Annotated in this window: 12 protein-coding genes; 7 read left to right on the top strand and 5 right to left on the bottom strand. The window is 43.9% G+C overall.

The annotated features are described in order from the left end of the window. Positions 1 to 30 precede the first annotated feature (30 nt). The 5 genes from PSI23_RS15305 (at position 31) to PSI23_RS15285 (ending at position 5703) form a co-directional block, all read left to right on the top strand. On the top strand, positions 31 to 1935 hold the full coding sequence (locus PSI23_RS15305) for a bifunctional 5-dehydro-2-deoxygluconokinase/5-dehydro-2-deoxyphosphogluconate aldolase (protein ID WP_273555895.1): 1905 nt from the start codon (positions 31 to 33) through the stop codon (positions 1933 to 1935). Between the two features lie 53 nt (positions 1936 to 1988). Then, entirely contained in the window at positions 1989 to 2879 is an 891-nt protein-coding gene (iolE, locus tag PSI23_RS15300) for a myo-inosose-2 dehydratase (RefSeq protein ID WP_273555894.1), read from the top strand. A gap of 21 nt (positions 2880 to 2900) precedes the next feature. Further along, positions 2901 to 3764 (top strand): 5-deoxy-glucuronate isomerase, encoded by an 864-nt coding sequence (gene iolB / locus PSI23_RS15295; RefSeq protein WP_373567343.1) that lies wholly within the window; start codon positions 2901 to 2903, stop codon positions 3762 to 3764. 483 nt (positions 3765 to 4247) lie between these two features. Continuing rightward, the gene (locus PSI23_RS15290) at positions 4248 to 4862 is read left to right on the top strand and encodes a helix-turn-helix domain-containing protein (RefSeq protein ID WP_273555893.1); all 615 of its coding nucleotides are present in this window, start codon (positions 4248 to 4250) and stop codon (positions 4860 to 4862) included. Continuing rightward, entirely contained in the window at positions 4846 to 5703 is an 858-nt protein-coding gene (locus tag PSI23_RS15285; protein WP_273555892.1) for a queuosine precursor transporter, read from the top strand. Before PSI23_RS15290 ends, PSI23_RS15285 begins: the two co-directional genes overlap by 17 nt. Before the next feature lie 690 nt (positions 5704 to 6393). On the opposite strand, the gene PSI23_RS15280 is transcribed toward PSI23_RS15285, so the two are convergent. Then, positions 6394 to 6879 carry an AraC family transcriptional regulator gene (locus PSI23_RS15280; RefSeq protein WP_273555891.1) on the bottom strand — a complete coding sequence of 162 codons (486 nt, stop codon included), beginning with the start codon at positions 6877 to 6879 and terminating at the stop codon, positions 6394 to 6396. 794 nt (positions 6880 to 7673) lie between these two features. On the opposite strand from PSI23_RS15280, the gene PSI23_RS15275 reads away from it, so the two are divergent. Continuing rightward, positions 7674 to 14102: a TcdA/TcdB pore-forming domain-containing protein gene (locus tag PSI23_RS15275; RefSeq protein ID WP_273555890.1), complete on the top strand. Its 6429-nt coding sequence runs from the start codon at positions 7674 to 7676 to the stop codon at positions 14100 to 14102. A gap of 197 nt (positions 14103 to 14299) precedes the next feature. Here the strand turns inward: PSI23_RS15275 and PSI23_RS15270 are convergent, their stop codons facing one another. The 4 genes from PSI23_RS15270 to loiP form a co-directional block, all read right to left on the bottom strand. Then, positions 14300 to 14620 (bottom strand): heavy metal-binding domain-containing protein, encoded by a 321-nt coding sequence (locus PSI23_RS15270; RefSeq protein WP_092517886.1) that lies wholly within the window; start codon positions 14618 to 14620, stop codon positions 14300 to 14302. A gap of 291 nt (positions 14621 to 14911) precedes the next feature. Continuing rightward, positions 14912 to 16201 (bottom strand): arsenic transporter, encoded by a 1290-nt coding sequence (locus PSI23_RS15265; protein WP_273555889.1) that lies wholly within the window; start codon positions 16199 to 16201, stop codon positions 14912 to 14914. An 81-nt stretch (positions 16202 to 16282) separates the two neighbouring features. Then, positions 16283 to 16630 carry a metalloregulator ArsR/SmtB family transcription factor gene (locus PSI23_RS15260; RefSeq protein ID WP_273555888.1) on the bottom strand — a complete coding sequence of 116 codons (348 nt, stop codon included), beginning with the start codon at positions 16628 to 16630 and terminating at the stop codon, positions 16283 to 16285. A 387-nt stretch (positions 16631 to 17017) separates the two neighbouring features. Next, positions 17018 to 17770, bottom strand: a complete 753-nt coding sequence (gene loiP / locus PSI23_RS15255) for a metalloprotease LoiP (protein ID WP_273555887.1) — start codon at positions 17768 to 17770, stop codon at positions 17018 to 17020. 317 nt (positions 17771 to 18087) lie between these two features. Between loiP and PSI23_RS15250 the strand changes: the two genes are divergently transcribed. Then, positions 18088 to 18247, top strand: a 160-nt coding sequence (locus tag PSI23_RS15250) for an IS1 family transposase (protein WP_306309602.1), incomplete at its 3' end; no start/stop codon positions are given.

The raw sequence follows: 18247 nt of genomic DNA, 5'->3' as shown, positions 1-18247 counted from the left end.
AAAATACTCTAATCCGGTAAGAGGTGAATCATGGAGCAGCATAGAAAGTTTGATGTTATCTGCATGGGACGTATCGCGGTTGATTTGTATGGTCAACAAATTGGTTCCCGTCTGGAAGATATGGGAAGCTTTTCAAAATACTTAGGTGGATCTTCGGGAAATGTCGCCTATGGAACTGCGCGTCAGGGATTAAAATCCTCAATGTTGGCAAGGGTTGGCGATGAACATATGGGGCGCTTTCTGCGTGAAGAGTTGGAGAGGGTTGGTTGTGATACCAGCCATTTGCTCACCGACAAAGAACGGCTGACAGCTTTGGTTTTACTTAGTATTAAGGATAATGAAACTTTCCCGCTGATCTTTTATCGCGATAATTGTGCTGATATGGCGATCACACGAGATGATTTCAGCGAAGATTATATTGCATCTGCCCGTTGTTTGGCGATCACCGGAACCCATCTTTCCCACCCGCAAACTCGTGATGCTGTCTTGACTGCATTGCAATATGCTCGCCGCAATGGCGTCAAAACCGCCATTGATATCGATTATCGCCCGGTATTGTGGGGATTGACTTCACTTGGCGACGGAGAAATTCGCTATATCGCCTCAGAACAAGTGACAGCACAATTGCAGGAAGTGCTTTCCCTGTTTGATTTGATCGTGGGGACGGAAGAAGAGTTTCATATTACTGGTGGATCTACGGATACTGTCGAAGCCTTACGCCGAGTTCGGGAGTTGACGGCGGCAACATTGGTTTGCAAGCGTGGCGCTTTGGGATGTTCGGTATTTACTGCCAATATCCCCGACACCTTGGATGAGGGGATTACTGTACAGGGCGTCAAGGTAGAAGTCTTGAACGTTTTGGGAGCAGGTGATGCCTTTATGTCTGGCTTATTGCGTGGCTACCTTAATCACGAAAGTTGGGAACAAGCTTGCGCCTATGCCAATGCTTGTGGAGCTTTAGTTGTCTCCCGTCATGGTTGTGCGCCCGCTATGCCAGATAAAACGGAATTGGATAATTATTTAATGCGGGCGACAGAAATACCACGCCCTGATTTAGATTCACATCTCAACCATTTGCATCGGATTGGCAGCCGTCACAAACAATGGGATGAGTTATGTGTCATGGCATTTGACCACCGCATCCAGTTTGTCGAAATGGCACTCAAGGTGAACGCAAGTCTCGATCGAATTCCGCAACTGAAAAAACTCCTGTTCCGCGCTAGTCAGGAAGCCAGCACAAAAGCCCATTTGGAAGGAAAAGCAGGAATATTGTGTGATAGCAGTTTCGGTCAAGATGTACTGAATGCTGCAACAGGGAAGGGGTTATGGATTGGTCGTCCAATTGAGCTGCCCGGTTCCCGACCGCTTTGCCTTGAACACGGTGATATTGGTTCTCAGTTAGTTAGTTGGCCGCGGGAACATATCGTGAAATGTTTAGTGTTTTTTCATCCAGAAGATAACTATCCATTACGTCTGGAACAGGAAAAAACTGTACAGGAAGTCCATGCTGCCTGTTGCCAATCCGGTCATGAATTGTTGCTGGAAGTTATTCTGCCAGTAGACATGCCCCATTCTGATGAGCTTTACCTGCGTGCGCTCCAGCGTTTTTATAATCTTGGCATTAAACCGGACTGGTGGAAATTACCACCAATGCAATCTGCCACTTGGGATCAAATCTCCACATTAATTGAACAACGCGATCCTTATTGTCGCGGGGTGGTGATCCTTGGCCTCGATGCCCCTGAAACGATCTTGAAGGCCAGTTTCAATGCATCGGCAGGTAAATCGATTGTCAAAGGTTTTGCCATTGGAAGAACACTGTTCGGTCAGCCGTCACTGCAATGGCTGGCGGGAGAAATTGATGATGAAACGCTTATTCTGAAAATAAAAACTAACTATCACAATCTGATTAGCTACTGGCGCCAACGTGGATAGAAAAACGATAGAAAAACAAATTATTAACTTTTTTATCTTATAGGAGAACTCTAATGGCTGTTCAACTTGGCATCAACCCCCTGACATGGACCAATGATGATTTACCGTCTTTAGGTGCTGAAACACCGTTGGAAACTTGTCTGACAGAAGGACAACAAGTAGGATTTGCGGGTTTTGAACTGGGCAATAAATTTCCTCGTCAGGCGCAGATTTTGGGGCCTATTCTGGCCGCCCATGATTTGAAACTGGTGTCTGGCTGGTATTCTGGTGAACTGCTGACGCGCAGTGTTGAAGAAGAAATTGCTGCAGTCCAGCCACATTTGGCCTTGTTACATGAATTGGGGGCTACTGTAATGGTGTTTGCCGAAGTGACACATAGTGTCCATGGTAATCAGGATAAGCCAGTTCATCTTCGTCCAGTGTTTCCGACAAAGTGCTGGAAAGAATATGGCGAAAAACTGACAGAGTTTGCCCGTTATACTCAGTCACAAGGAGTACAGATTGCGTATCACCATCACATGGGAACTGTGATTGAATGTGCAGAAGATATTGATAACCTGATGGAAAATACAGGTAAAGAAGTTGGTTTGTTATTGGATACAGGGCACCTGACCTTTGCGGGAGATGATCCATTAGCAGTAGCAAAACGTTGGTGTACACGCATTAATCATGTGCATTGCAAAGACATTCGCCCAGACGTATTAAAAGATGTTAAAAACCGTAAAACCAGTTTCCTTGATGCTGTATTGAGTGGCGTTTTTACTGTACCCGGAGATGGTTGCGTCGATTATCCGGCTATTTTTGAGATCTTGAAAGCGAATAACTATAACGGTTGGTTGGTAGTTGAAGCAGAACAAGATCCTGCCGTTGCCCATCCACTGACTTATGCCACGATGGGATATCGCAACTTGCATAAGTTTGCCAAAAAGGCGGGATTGGTTTAAACGCGGAGATTGGGAGGCCAAATGTCTAATTTATTGTCAAAGTACCCTCTATTGTCAAAGTACCAGGCACCGGATCAGGATAAACGGACGCAACATATTACGCCGGAAACAGCTAAATGGGGGCATGTTTACTTTGCTGTTTATGAACTGAATGCGGAAGAATCGATTATTTTACCCGCCTCAGAAAATGAAACCTGTTTGGTGCTGGTGGCAGGAAAAGCCACGATAGTGACACCCCAGCAGCGGTTTGAAAAAATTGGGGAGCGTATGAATCCATTTGAGCGCAAAAAACCTTATGCCGTCTATGTCGCACCCGATGAAGCGATAGAAATCGTTGCTGAAACTCAACTTGAATTAGCTGTATGTCAGGCGACTGTACATCAGGCGAACGGAAAAGGAAGTTATCCCACCCGTTTAATTGCACCACAGGATATTGGGGCTGAACAGCGTGGTAATGGCAGTAATCGACGCTATGTTCACAACATTCTGCCAGATAATCAACCAGCGCATAGTCTACTGGTTGTTGAAGTTTATACTGATGAGGGATGCACCAGTTCCTACCCTAGCCACAAGCACGATACTGATAACGAACCACAAGAAACGTATTTGGAAGAGACTTACTATCATCGCTTGAATCCATCACAGGGTTTTTGTGTACAGCGGGTCTATACTGACGACCGATCGTTGGATGAAACAATGGCGGTTTATAACAAGGACGTAGTGGTGGTACCAAAAGGGTATCATCCCGTGGCTACCATTGCGGGTTATGACAATTATTACCTAAATGTCATGGCTGGGCCGACTCGCAAATGGTTATTCACTTGGGAAAAAGATCATCAATGGGTTAATGGCGAAGAATATGCTGAGAAACATGCTAGCCGTTAAGTATTGCTCCCAGATGGCGATAAATAGGACGCCTTTTCAATTAGACGTTCCGGTATATAGGGTGAACTCATCTCTATTTCATATAGTTTATATATGTTAATTTACACATTGAAAATAATAACTTTTGTTTTTTGTTTTCTTGCTTTCATTTGTTTCATACTCATAAAAGATAATTCCATGAGGAAATTGGCGTATTTAAATTGAAAAATATCAACATAAGTTATATTCCATTTGTGTATATCTGTACTTATGCTATTTATTATCTGTTTTTGTTGGTTTTCATTGGAAATATATTATTCGGATAATGTTTTCTATGTAAAATAATTTTGCTATATTATTAAGTAATTCTATTAAAAATAAAACCTTCATCAATTTTATTGTTTAATGGCAAGGGTATTGTTCACCCTTTCTTGCTCTCATAAAAAGTGTCTAATTTGGAAGGTCACATAAATTGGTTGGTTATATATTTTTCTGGGCGTTAGTATGTATAAGAAACAAAAAATTGAGCACCTGAGAAAGAATTTGCAATATTTGCTTGATTCCAGAGGAGAAACACGAGTATCGCTTTGTGATCGAACAGGGCTTAACCGTACAACTATCTATAATATCTTAGATGGCAGGGTTCAAAGCGTTCATTCTTCCACAATACAGAAAGTCTCCAATTTCTTTGGTGTATCATATAGTGAAATAGAAGCAACTGATATTGCAGAAAAAGAGCGTTTGGATGGGATCGTCTCCTATGAAGGAAACATGAATCCCTGTGCTGTTCCGTTATTTATGCAGTTTGAATGCATTACTCCTGAATTTTCCGACGGCAAGATAGGCTCTCTGATTGTTGAAAGAAAATTGACTTATTATTTTGGTACAGGACCTAATGTCGTTGCCGTTCTACTTGAGAATGATTTTTCAGGTAAATATAATGCAGGAGATTTATTAATAATCAAGAGAGGTAATTATCAGAATAACAATCCAAAATTATGTTTCGATCCAAAACAGAAGCAGTTTCATATCAAAGAATTTAATAGCGAAAGTTCTGATAATTTGATGGTGATTGGGGATATAATGGAAGAACGGTTCGGATATGGGAAAAAAATATAAGTTATTGGGATTTAATAGTCAGGATAATACAGCTAACGTATTAATTTCATCAACTGGAAAAGTATTAAAAATAAACATAAAGGAGCTTGAAAAGAGTGAAATAGCTGATGATCTAGACAATCACGAGATAAAGTCGCTTTACAGAAAGATATATTCTAGTTTTCCAAATACACCTTCAGTTTATGAAATTGAAGAGCGTAATGAAAAATCTTGGGTTGTTTATTCATTTCTCGCATTATTACTAACAATCTTCTACACATTCAGCAATATAGCGGCAGCCAAGCCCGTTTACATTGAATACCTTGATATTATTGTTACCCCTGGCACTTTCATTTACCCTTTTTCATTTTTAGTTATTGATTTATTGAGTGAATTTTATGGGTTCAGGCTGGCAAGAAAAGCAATATATATGTCATTAGCTTCAAACCTGATCATTGTATCCCTGTTGAGTATTTCAACAAGCTTACCCGCCATTCCAACTTGGGATTTGAATGAGCAATACAATGCACTAATGAATCATATTCTATCGGCAATTTTTGCATCCTCTCTGTCATTTTTAGTTTCGGAACTGGTCAACTCTTATATCTTGTGCAAGCTGAAGAATATGACAAATTCTCGCTTTTTGGCATTAAGAGTGTTTTTCAGTACATTTGTTGCATCGGTGATTGATAGTTTTGTTTTCTGTTTTGTTGCATTTTATGGAAAACTTCCGGTAAATCAAATTATTGCAATGATGGTTGTGCAAATATTAATTAAAATTTTCTTTGCATTATTTAATGTTTTTCCTGCTTACGGTTCACGTTATTTATTTAATAGATGGGTTGTTAAAACAGCACATTAATAAACCGCATGGGGGAACTTCCCTCATGTGGTTTTCTCACTAAGATTTGCCTCATTTTTATAACCAAATCATATTTTAGATTATCTTTTTATATTAATTTATAAACTTGATTGTTATCACATAAATTGGTTATGTGAATATTTATGTAATTTGATAGTAATAATCCTTACTGTTTATAAGAGAAACTATATCATTGATTTTTATCTTACTGCGGAGATTAGATAGATTATGGATTGAAAATATTTCTTTTAATATCAATCTTTTATTTTGTTATTGTTTGATTTTTTGTTTGTGTTGCATTAAATGATGACAGATTGATTCATCATTAAAATCAACATTTGTGTTTTTATATGTTGATTTTAATATTTGTCTGGTGTATTAATTTCATCATCAAAACATAAGTTAAAATTTATATTTTGTCTGAACGTTAGATTAGGGAGACATATCTCCCTTTTTATAGACAAATTATTTTCATTATTTTGAATTATAATTTTACTCGCCTACACCAGGGCAATATTAGTTCATTTTTTGAACTTTTGGTAGCCAGTCTCTTAGCCGAATGTTTTTGGTTAAGGGACTGGAACTATCATCTAGCCAATAGATTACAAGCTAACATAGCAACTATTTTCAAGGTATATCATTTGCAATGTATATCATTTGTAAAGTATAAAAAGTATAAAATGCGATCTTTTACACCAAAGGCAGATAAATATCAGTGATAGTTTTGACTTCGGGCACTGCTGGGAACAACTTTACTCGTTCAAAAAATAGTGGGAAATCCCGAACTTCCTGATTGTGTTCCGACAGCCAATTTTTATACAAGTAATTGACTATGGTGGTTATTCCATCATCTGAGCCAGTATGTCTAATATAAGCACATTTTCCTGATGGGATCGTTTTCAGCGTGATTTTTGAATTTTTAACCTCAAACTTTGGTGAAACTTCCACACATAAATCAAACTGATACTCTTCCGGCCCAATGTTTGCGGGATCTGCATAAACAAGGTTGAAAGTTCTGTAGCGTTCTGGGGGTAATTTGTTACTTACTCTCCATTCTTTGAACTCTCTAATTGTATTGCCAATATTTGATGGTGAGCCTTTGTGCTCCATGACTGCCATGAAGGTTTCTGGAAAATTAACGATTTTTACTGCAACAGAAGGTAGTCTCTCATTCATAACATCAGTCCTAATATCATTTATAATTTGGTAGTGACTATGCCAGATAGACCAATCAGGTTTTCTCCATCCATCTGTGTATCAATATTTTCATCAATATAATGAAGAAGAGCGTTCAATCGTTGTTTAACCATAGTCAAGTATCCAATTTATCTGGCACATGGATATGCTATATAACCTCCTGTGGCAAGACATGATGATAATTGCTGACTTTTGATTTTATCTGTTATCTCCAATCTCCATAGTCTCTGCTGTTTATTTATTGCACTATATCCATATGCGCAAAATAAACGAAAATAAAAAACAATCCGATAACAAACATCACAAAATAAATTAATTCATTGATTTTAAAAGTAATTATTTTTGCAAATATTAATTGATAATGATTATTATTTTGACAATAATTATCAATTGTTATTGATTCCTTACAGGGAAAATACCGCCTTGTGAGAGAAATTTTTGGCTTAAATCTTCCACTCTTAATATGGATTATTGCCATTTACCAATACGTCTTCTTCCAACAAAATGAGAATGGAATCACATGATGGGTGTTACGATTAATAGGAACAATATATCTGCTAATGAATTGTCAGCTGTTCTTGATTGTTGCCGTCTAAAACTTCATAAGCTAATGCCCAATCAGGCTTTGATCCAATCTCCTTATGCCGCTTCGCCTGAAGTGTTCTCCATTAAAACGAGCTTGAAGTCAGATAAACTCGTCATGGACATATTTAAGGTGTTGTAACCAGTAAAGACCGTCAGTAGGACAGTAGGATTTTTTAAGGAAAATTATCATGCCCAATAACAGTTACCAATCGCTGCTTGTATCTGCGCAGGCGACCCTTAGAGAGATGCAGAGCAAACCTGATATTAATACTTCGATCGAGAGAACCCTGCAGGAGCGTGGATACGATATACAAAATCCCGCACTGCTAGCGCAAGCAGTGCGGGATCGTGAACTCAAAGGGGGGCTAGTACCCATAAGTGGTGGAATCGAGTCCCGCGAGGGCAGCGCCAATATTCAGCAGTTTGCCAAAAATCCTAAATTATTCGCTAAATCCAACACTATCAGTACCGAGACATTGGTTAGAGCAGGGCGACTCCCGGCAGAGGGGCGTGCCCAGTTGGTGAAGATTAAAAAAGGCTTATACGAGGTCGAATACTCTGCTCAAAGCCCGAATAATGCTGTTGAGAAGGAAACTAACAGCGTGCCCGCGTATTTCCTCGGCTACAACGGTGCAAATCAGGCCAATGCGTTGCCAGCCTATGTGGATATTCCTAAACATGCAGCTCCGGGGAGTTTTCTGTTCACGGGGTCGTTATCGGGATGTTCGATTGTGGTGACTAACCTTGATGCCAATACTTACCGAGTCTACCACGACGGTCGGGTCAACAGTTCACTGCTGTACGACAATGTGGTCATGGCAGTGGACTATAAGGATTATCAAGTAGCAGGCACCGCTGAAGGCCTCGCTGCGGCGTACATGCAATACGTTAATGATGAATGGCAGCTGGTGTTCCAGCGTCAGGAGTATCAGCGAGACGGTCAGATGCTCTGGCCGAGGTTACGCAATGGTGAAGAGCCAATATCGATCCAGATTGCTGACAGTCAAAGGGCTGAGCGTAACCAGACCCAATTCACAACTTACCGTGAAAGTATTCATCAAAAACTCAAAAAAATCGCTACCCAGTTCGAAGTACCCGTCGAAGGAGTCTTTGATGGTGTATACGAGGGGGGAGAGTTTTCTCCTCATCATCCGGCGATTGCTGCGTGGATTGAGCTGCGTGACAAGGTTCAAGCCAAGATCACAGCAGACACTCAGCAGTTGGTGGACAAGCGAAGCGAACTCTATAAGACTCAGAGTAGCACCAGAGACGAGCAGATAAGACAGCTCAATATCACGCTGGAGTACTACAAGGAACAATACGATTCAGTCTTGCGTGAAGTGTTCTCCGTCGAACAAAGCTGGTTGTGGCAGCAGATCAAGTCCAAGGATGGCATAGATGCAGTGTTGCGGATCAATGATACATCTATCCAAAGTAGCGGTCAGGAACGTGAGCGTAGCTTGGGTGAGCGTTATGCTATTGCCGAAGCTTACCAGCGAAGGGGGCCGAGTATCGAGTTTACTGATGGCCTGCATAATTTTCAGGATATCAGCATCCCAGATTTTAACGATGGGATGTCGATCCTAGAGATGAAAAGTCTGTTCTTGGACGGTCAGCTTACCCCTAAACAACAGGGTGCTTTGAGCGGTCGCATCACTGAAGCCAGTCAGGCCGAATATATCGACAAAGTACTGAAGCAGACGGCGGTGTTTAGTGAGGATTTTCAGCGCGCCGGTAGCAGCTTCAGTCGTCTGGTGCCACAAGATTTTTATCTGTCGTTGGTCGGAGACATATCTGGCGGCCGTTGTTACCCTTTGGTCAGGGCCATGGCGGTGGCGCTGGCCAACAATGGCGAGACGGGTATCAACAGTCTGGTGGAAAAACTCTTCTTGGCCGCAGCCGCTCCTCAGGAAGGCAGTTCTACATTGCTAAAAAACAGTTTGGCAAAATTGCACTCCAATGTTGAAGCTGTGCAGGCGTCAACAGTGCGAGGACAGGTCACGTTGCCTCAGGTCGTTTCCCTGCTGAAGGAAGCGACCGGGACCTCGGTGTTTGCTCTCAATACCCGGAATCACTCAATGATGGTGGGATGTACTGTCGGGGATGAAGGGCGTCGTTACTATTTCTATGATCCAAATGTCGGGATTTTTGCATTCGACGATTCGGCCAGTTTCTCCCGTGGCATAAATAGGCATCTGGTGAAGCGTAATATGGCTGTTTACTACGGCTCGCTTGGCAGTGAATTGGTCCCTGCCTTCAATCTGGTGGAGATCGATCCCGATAAAATGGCAAGGGTACCTGTGGGCAATGGTTTGGACGTCGCTGATTTAACTCGCCCCGATGAACTGGCCACAGTCATAGAGCAACGACAGTGGGTCAAGCAAACGGTCAGTGCCCAAGCGAAGATTGCCGAGGATGCCCAGTTACGTACCGCATTGGCTACCCTTGACGCAGAACAATGGGGGGTAAAATTCGATAAAGCTATAACAAGGCTTGCTCAGGAAAATAAACTTGACCATCGCTGGATGCCGGTAATTGGCAATACCGAGGATCAGGGTGAAGGCCGCTACAGCGTCCAATTCATCAATCGTGATCTCCCTGAAGAGATTCGTTGGGTGAACAGCAATGATGCCACTTTTGTCGAATTCCGCCGCTTCGTCGATGAACATATGCTCACTCTGAGCCAACATTTCACCCTCGAACGCGGTCAGATACGGCCCAAAGGCGGTGTCGGCGAGGTCGCTCCGGTTGATGGGCTGAATGCAGGGTTTGCGGTACAGACGCTGATCCAGTGGTTTGCCGACAAGAACCGCAACGATGCGGCACATGGGATCGCTTCGCCTGATCTGGCTACCGCACTCAAGGTACACAGTTACCTTAACTATGCTCAGATGGTTCATAGTAGCGTGAACGACGTAGCCAAAGTTACCGAGTTGGTACGCACGGCGTTGCGTGGCGAAGTGGTTGTCGCCGAAACTTCGCTCAAAGAGTATTCTTCCGCTTTGGCTCATACCGTCAACGAAGGCATAGGCGTGCTTTTGGGGGGAATCTTTGTTGGATTGGACGCTTATGAATTGGCACATGCCGAAACGGATACGCAGAAAGCGGTATTCGGAACTCAATTGGCGTTCGATTCAGCCAGCTTCGTCACTGGTACTGCCGGAGTAGGCGCTGGACTGATTGGCGCCTCGACGACTGCGGCTGTACTCGGTGGGGCTGGAGTAATCCTTGGCGGGCTTGCGGTGGGCTTTACGGCGCTGGCTCAAGCCTTTGGTGCGGTCGCTGAGGATGCCAAGGCGGTAGGGCGTTACTTCGATATGCTCGACAAGGCTTACAAGGGTAATGGCTATCGATATGACAGTGAGAAGGGAGTATTAATACCTCTGGCTGGTGCAGTGATCAAAACCCTTGATCTGCGCACTGGTCAGATCGATTTCGACAGTCAGTACATTTATCGCACCCATTCAGGCTCTACCGGTTCTGGAGAAATCAATTATTTCTTCTGGATCGGCGATTTTCCAAAGATGGTGCATGATCGTAAACAAGCGATCGAGGTGCGCAGCGGGATCGGTTACAAGGGAGTTTCCCATAAACTTGATCACAGTGACAGCAACGTGCTGATCCTGCCGGGGACACCAAAGTCCTTCATCCGCTACGAATACATGCAGCTGCCCGGTGCAACTACACGTCACGATACTGGTTTTGATGTGATTCGCAGACTCGAAGAGGATAAGCGATTTGACTACGACTTCTACATTTTTCCGGGGGAGGTTACGATCCGCAGGATTCATCAGGAGTATGTGGCGACACCGATCGAAGTCGTGCTCGACCAGCACAGCAGGAAACTGATAGTGCCTGAGCTACCTAAAGAATTGCATGGCTACCTGCATTACGAGATCAAGGGCGCGGGTGGCGAGTACCTGATCGGGCTGAATGAAGGTACCAGCGTGAAGCTCACGAGCGACGTTCCCAATCCGGACGGCAGTGGCAATTTACCATCGCGCTGGATCATCGATAGCAGCCAGCTCGCCAGCGATAATATAAAAGTCTCAAAAAACCGACTGGAAGTAGGTGGGGTGGTTGTTGAACTCGACCCGTCCCGGAACGGACAAGTGCTGGTGGTTAACAGTAAGAACGAAGTGCGCGAAGTCGACTTCTCTAACCAGACAATTCAGGTGGTAAGTGAAGATGCAAGTAAGTGGCAAGTATCCGGCCAGCAAATCGAGCAGCACCTGAGTGATCTGGCCAAGGCGCATCAGTTGCACGGGCAGTATGTGGTAGTGGAGAACTACAACTACAACGAGCGTGATGTTGGTAGAGCTTTCTACGACGTAACCAAGAAGCAGATGCTGTTCACCGACACTACTCACGAGCAAGCCAAACATGCTCAACTGGGAGCCGTGGTGGGTGATCATGCCTATTTCTATGATGCCGACAATGCGGTAGCGTGGCGGGTGGATATTGCCACTGGACAGGTCAACGCACAGTTTGAACCATGGTTCAACGACAATGAGGGCAACATCAGTCGCTTGTGGCAAGAGGGGGATGTGGTCTATCTGGCGCGCCGTTATCAGCTGAAAGATAGGAAAGCAGAGTTAAGCTATCGAATTATCGGTGACCGAATGGAGTTGGTCAGTGCAGTCGGGGATGATGATCTGCTCCAGCTTTCGGCACGTACTGGTCGGCATGGTGATGATCTCAAATACATACTCCGAGGCTATGAGAGTAATAGCACCCAACGTGAGACCCCGAAATATACGTTAGGTGCACGGCTGATCCAGCCGACCAGTGCGGAGTTGGTCACCGTATTCGGCAAGGATGCGGCTGGTGTGGCGCACCGTTACTGGATACGTACCAGCGATGGCACGCTGATCAAGCCCAATCTGGCACCACCGAAAGAGCAGGCCTTGCACTTTGAAGCGCATGAACAAAACCGCAGTGCATGGCAGATCCCAGCCGACCTCGTATTAGCGGGCAGTATTTCCCGATCTACTGGCACAGAAGTGTTCTTCTTCTACAGTAGGGAAAAAAAGGTTCTATTCCGTCAGGAAGGCTCAGGTCAGGCAGTGCTTGATGCTAATCATCCCACAGCATTGCGCGTCAGTACTCCGCCATTGGCCAACGTGGTCAACCTGAATGGCAGTTTGCTTGCCGTCACTGAGGATGGGCGAGTGGCCCAGCTTGATGCGATGGGGCAGCTTAGCTACGAAGCAGTCAACGAGCATTGGCTCAAGGGGCGTGCCCACTGGTGGCAGGATTTAGCCAACGTCGCAGATGGCAAAACTACTCTGGCAGTGTTCGGGGTCAAGGGTTCCGATGGCAAGAGCCTGCTGCCGGTGTGGTATCACAACGGACAAGTGGTAGTAGCTTCGAAGGTACTTCAGGACAAATCGCTTCAATTTCTGGGATTTGAAGCGGATGGCACCTCCGCACGGCTATTCGAATCAGAAAGCGGCAAGCTGTATAACCAGCCAGCCATGACCGGAGATGCGTTGACCGCAGCCTTTGGTGCTGACCAGATGCTTAGTGCCTCGGCGCAACTTCCCGCTGCCAGTGAGTTGACACCTGAGTTACATCTCAAAGCTGTGCAGCAGGTCGATGTCGGCATGCGCCTGACCACGGTCAAGGGTGAGATCTTGTTGCGAACTAATAATGGCGAGTTGCGGTTAGTTGGTGTTGACAAAGACTGGCAGCAGAACAATGTGGCCCGCCTGTCACAAGCACTCACTGAACTCGCTGGTCAATGGCAGGCCAAAGGGATACTGACCTTGCAGGATAGCAGTATGTCAAGCTGGTTCGATGTTGGCAGTAGCCAGATATTTTCAGATAATGGAATCCCCGCCTCCGATAATTTGCATTTTGTGGGAATCAATGCAGAAAATAAGACGGCATATGTGTATGACCAGACGATTCAGGCGCTGTACGAGATCGGTGGCAGCAAAGCAAAAATACTCAATAGTTTCACTGGAATGGAGCGCATTGATTCGTTCCTGTTACTCCAGGGAGGAGAAGCCAGTGACAACCTGACACTGCCGATCATTGACGGTGTTGATAGTCTGGTACTGTATGGCGGGGCCAATAACGATACCTATCAATTCAGTAAGGAGATGTGGAGTCACTACCGTACGGTTATCATCGATAATGATGATCCGAATCAAGCCTTGGATCGCCTGCGCTTACCGATAAACAATCCGGAGAGCGTTCTGGCGAGCCGACGCGGTGATGACCTGATGTTGACCGATTCTAGCAACGGAGCGGCATTGGTGGTACGTCAGGTGTTTGGTAATCAGGCCAAGAACCATCAACATCTGCATATCAATCTGGAGGGAGCTTCGTCGATGATTGATGTGGCGCACTTAGCTAATAGCATGAGTAAACAGGGTAACATCAATGGGGTGTTGATAGATTTATCCTGGGCCAGCAGGCAACCAGCCATGACGGCTAACGCAGTGACCATTGCTTCAGAAGCTGAAAGTTTGAGTCTGGCGAATTTGATTGGGGCTATGGCCTCATTCCCTGATGCTGGCAGTTCCCATGAGAACCTGCTGCAAGGTTTTAAGCCTGCCAAGGCCGAACAGCAGCTTTTGTCACCTGATCTCAATTCAGTCATAAGGTAAGTACGAAAATAACAGGAGAGGCAATTAGCCTCTCCTGTTTCAGATTACTGACAAAGTGCTGGTTTGTTATCCGGCATTTTGTTTTAATTATATATCTCGATGAACCAGATTATCTTCCAAAGATTCGATATCGTATCAATGCAACAATGGAATGGAAGAGGATATATAATAAATAACATTATTAAACTATCACTTCTTTAAACAACCTTCACTGCTGTCCCTGATACCGTGACCATCAACATGCCGCCATTTTTGCCGACGGTTTCATAGTCAATATCAATACCGACAACAGCATTGGCTCCTAGCGCCTGAGCCTGTGCATTCATTTCCGCAAAGGCGATTTCCCGTGCATTTTTCAATTCTTTCTCATAAGCACCAGAACGTCCGCCGACGATATCTCTCACTCCGGCAAAAAAATCCTTAATAATATTGACTCCAAGAATCGTTTCCCCTGTGACGACACCCAGATAATCTGTGATGGTATGGCCTTCTAGTGTAGGTGTTGTTGTATTTTTCATAATCGATCTCCGTTTGATAGCACATCACTTTGATTTTTCTTGGCAATTAGGTGGACTTATTTGCCACCTGAGCTTGATATCTTACCTTGGGATCATCTTAAACACTTTCTCATTTTTCCCAATATATTGGGCGGCAAGATGTTGAATGTCTGCGAGCGTTATCGCTTCAATCAAAGCAGTCTCTGCTTCAACCCGCTGATATTACTGATCATCGCTGGCTATTTGAGCCAGCGCCTCAAACCAATAAGCCGCACTTTGATAATGATAACGTTAGCCATGATATTTTACTTATTAAGCTGTGAAAGATAGACGAAGTGCTAGTGCGGCAAGTGTCACGAACAAAACAGGGAATGTCATAATGATGCCGACGCGGAAGTAATACCCCCAACTGATATTGATATTCTTTTGTGACAGGACATGAAGCCAGAGTAAAGTAGCAAGACTACCAATCGGGGTAATTTTAGGCCCCAGATCGCAGCCAATGATATTGGCGTAAATCATAGCTTCTTTAATCACGCCCTGAGCTGAACTTTCATCAATGGAGAGGGCACCAATAAGCACAGTTGGCATATTGTTCATGATTGAGGACAATATGGCTGTTACAAAACCCGTTCCCAGAGTGGACTCCCACAAACCCTGATTAGCGAATGCACTGAAGATTTGAGCCAGAAACTCGGTTAACCCTGCATTACGGAGACCATATACGACAAGGTACATGCCAAGAGAAAAAATAACAATTTGCCAGGGTGCGTTACGCAGAACCTTTCCGGTATCAATAGATTTTCCTTTTCTGGCAACTAGAAACAGGATTAAAGCACCAATAGCAGCAATTAGGCTTACTGGGACGCCAATGGGCTCAAGTAGGAAAAAACCAGTCAGCAAAAAGATAAGGATTACCCCGCCAGTGCGAAATGTTATGGGATCTTTGATAGCATTCCGGGGAATTTTAAGCTTTGCCTGATCGTAAGCTGCGGGAATATCTTGACAAAAGAAGAGATGCAGCATTAGCAGTGAAGCAAGGGTTGCTACAACATAAACCGGCACCATGACTGAGGCATAGTGATTAAAACCTATGTGAAAAAAGTCAGCAGAGACAATATTAACCAGATTAGAGACTATAAGAGGCAGACTTGCCGAATCGGCTATAAATCCTGCCGCCATCACAAACGCTAGAGTGGTTGCCCGACTGAATCCCAGCGCCAGTAACATGGCGATGACAATTGGTGTGAGGATAAGCGCTGCCCCATCATTTGCGAAAAGGGCTGAGACGACGGCTCCCAGCAGAATGATGAAGGTGAACAGTAATCGTCCATTACCCTTTCCCCACCTTGCAACATGTAAGGCACTCCATTCAAAAAAACCAGACTCATCAAGTAACAAACTGATGATAATAATCGCAATAAAAGCAGCTGTAGCATTCCAGACAATATTCCAGACAACGGGAATATCGTTCAATTGAATGACTCCTGTCAGCAGGGCCAGTATGGCTCCCAGTGATGCGCTCCATCCAATACCTAACCCTCGTGGCTGCCAGATGACCAGAATTATCGTCAGGATAAAGATCGCTCCTGCAAGTAGCATGTTATCTCCTGTAGCAGATATATTTTTCTGCTTTAGTTTGATTTTTATATATGAATTAACATATGTATTTGGGTGGAAATTTTAACGGCAGAGTGCCTTGCCATCAGACGTACAGTTTGAATCCGCTAGTTTATTTACCAGAGTTTTGATTTCTACCTGTTGGCAGTTCCATGATGCTTCAATAATATTGGCCGCCCATGCAGGAATATGAGGTGATAGACGATAATGAATCCATTTACCTTCACGACGATCCAGTAATAACCTTGCATCACGCAATAGTGCGATATGTCGTGAAATTTTGGGCTGAGACGCACTGAGCACGGTACAAATATCGCAGACACACAGTTCATCTGCTTCGCGTAGCAACAATACGATGTTAATACGGGTTTCATCCGCAAGAAGTTTGAAAAGCTGAACGGGGGATAGCACGATTTTATTCTCCACTGATAATTTTATACATATGTTAATTCATATGTGATTGGGTTTAAAGTGGCGCTCATAAAATCAATTCAGAGGGAATTTTCGATACTGATATTGCGGGTAAATTGTCCGTTACTGCTAGTAAGCATCCACCACGCATTCTAATGTTGTATGCAAAATTTGAGCCGCTGGGGCAATTGTTGGGAGCGTCAGTAGTCTCATGGAGCGTTTTTTCAGGAGATTAAAGAGTGGATGGGTTCCTCAAAAGAGGGTTACCAGCATTTTACGGAGGAGTATCAGTCAATCACGAGTTATGTAACGGGTTATTACTTCCAGCTTCGCTGGGCAAACAAAAAAGCGGTGCCACTGACACCGCTGCAATTTGTACAGAACTTATTATTTCTTGTCTGCTGCGATACGATCACGAACGTGTTGAGCACGCTCCTGTGAAGGCGGGTGTGAATTAAACATGCTAGTTTCACCACTGCCCAGTTTAGCCAGTTTCTCGAAACTGGTTACTAAACCTCCAGTATTGATACTGCGTTTTTTCAGCAGATCATAAGAGAAGTCATCAGCCTGACTTTCCTGATGCTGTGAGAACTGCGAGTTGATCAGTTTTTCACCCAGTGCTGCAAGCTGAGAATCGCTCAGCTGTGCTGCTATACCACCAGCTGATGCAGCTGCGGTACGTGCAGCAACTGCGGCATAAGCAACCTGCATTGATTTACGGGTGTGACCCAGTGCAACGTGACCCATTTCATGGCCCAGAACGCCTTCGACTTCATTGTCGTTCATCATGTTCATCAGGCCGCTGTATACACGTACACAACCGTTAGCCATTGCCCATGCATTCACATCATCAGTCAGATAAACTTTATAGTTAACCGGCGTACCGTTAACTTCGCTGCCTAATGCTTTGGCGATTTTGTTCAGACGTTTAGTGTATTGGCTGGATGCCGGTGCAATTTTATTCTGTGCATCCATATCCTTACATGCTTGGTCAGATAATTGTTTGACATCAGAATCACTTAGCGTCGCCGCCTGGAATAATTGCATTCCGGAGTGAGCCAGCATTCCCTGATCAATATTCTTACAACCTGTCAAAATTACAGCAGAAACTGCTACTGCAACAAGAGTTTTAATTTGCATAATGTTGTTTTTACCTTTGCAATACATGCAACTATAATATTTTAAGAGTATTAAAAGATTATGAATTTTGCTAAAAATAACAATAAGAATAAACCCCAATATTTATGATTATGTGAGTTTGATAACATTTTAAACAAAATAATAAAAGCATAAGAAGAATAATTTAGTTTAAATTTACTTAACAAAATAGATTTTTGTCTATTTAAATAATTTCTCAAAATGCTAGATCATTTTCTTACTCCTCGCACCGCGAGGAGTAAGGTCATGTATTGAATAGTTAGTTATTGTGATATGCTTTAACTTTTTAAGGGTGGAGTATGGCTAAAGTTGACGTTTATTGTCGTTATTGTCACACATCAGAACATGTCAAAGGGCATGGAAAAGGAAATGGCGGCCATCCCCGTTATCGCTGTTATGCCTGTTGTAAGGTCTTTCAGTTGGAATACACCTATCAAGCCTGTAAACCCGGTGTTAAAG

The sequence above is a fragment of the Xenorhabdus yunnanensis genome, from assembly GCF_028598805.1.
Classification (GTDB): Bacteria; Pseudomonadota; Gammaproteobacteria; order Enterobacterales; family Enterobacteriaceae; genus Xenorhabdus; species Xenorhabdus yunnanensis.
Note: the sequence above shows the minus strand (reverse complement) of the source record. Positions and strands in the feature narration are given on the sequence as shown.

What these genes read in the sequence shown, in the direction of transcription:
- PSI23_RS15305 (WP_273555895.1), top strand. Translation starts at nt 31, where the DNA reads ATGGAGCAGCATAGAAAGTTTGATGTTATCTGCATGGGACGTATCGCG.
- iolE (WP_273555894.1), top strand. Translation starts at nt 1,989, where the DNA reads ATGGCTGTTCAACTTGGCATCAACCCCCTGACATGGACCAATGATGAT.
- iolB (WP_373567343.1), top strand. Translation starts at nt 2,901, where the DNA reads ATGTCTAATTTATTGTCAAAGTACCCTCTATTGTCAAAGTACCAGGCA.
- PSI23_RS15290 (WP_273555893.1), top strand. Translation starts at nt 4,248, where the DNA reads ATGTATAAGAAACAAAAAATTGAGCACCTGAGAAAGAATTTGCAATAT.
- PSI23_RS15285 (WP_273555892.1), top strand. Translation starts at nt 4,846, where the DNA reads ATGGGAAAAAAATATAAGTTATTGGGATTTAATAGTCAGGATAATACA.
- PSI23_RS15280 (WP_273555891.1), bottom strand. Translation starts at nt 6,879, where the DNA reads ATGAATGAGAGACTACCTTCTGTTGCAGTAAAAATCGTTAATTTTCCA.
- PSI23_RS15275 (WP_273555890.1), top strand. Translation starts at nt 7,674, where the DNA reads ATGCCCAATAACAGTTACCAATCGCTGCTTGTATCTGCGCAGGCGACC.
- PSI23_RS15270 (WP_092517886.1), bottom strand. Translation starts at nt 14,620, where the DNA reads ATGAAAAATACAACAACACCTACACTAGAAGGCCATACCATCACAGAT.
- PSI23_RS15265 (WP_273555889.1), bottom strand. Translation starts at nt 16,201, where the DNA reads ATGCTACTTGCAGGAGCGATCTTTATCCTGACGATAATTCTGGTCATC.
- loiP (WP_273555887.1), bottom strand. Translation starts at nt 17,770, where the DNA reads ATGCAAATTAAAACTCTTGTTGCAGTAGCAGTTTCTGCTGTAATTTTG.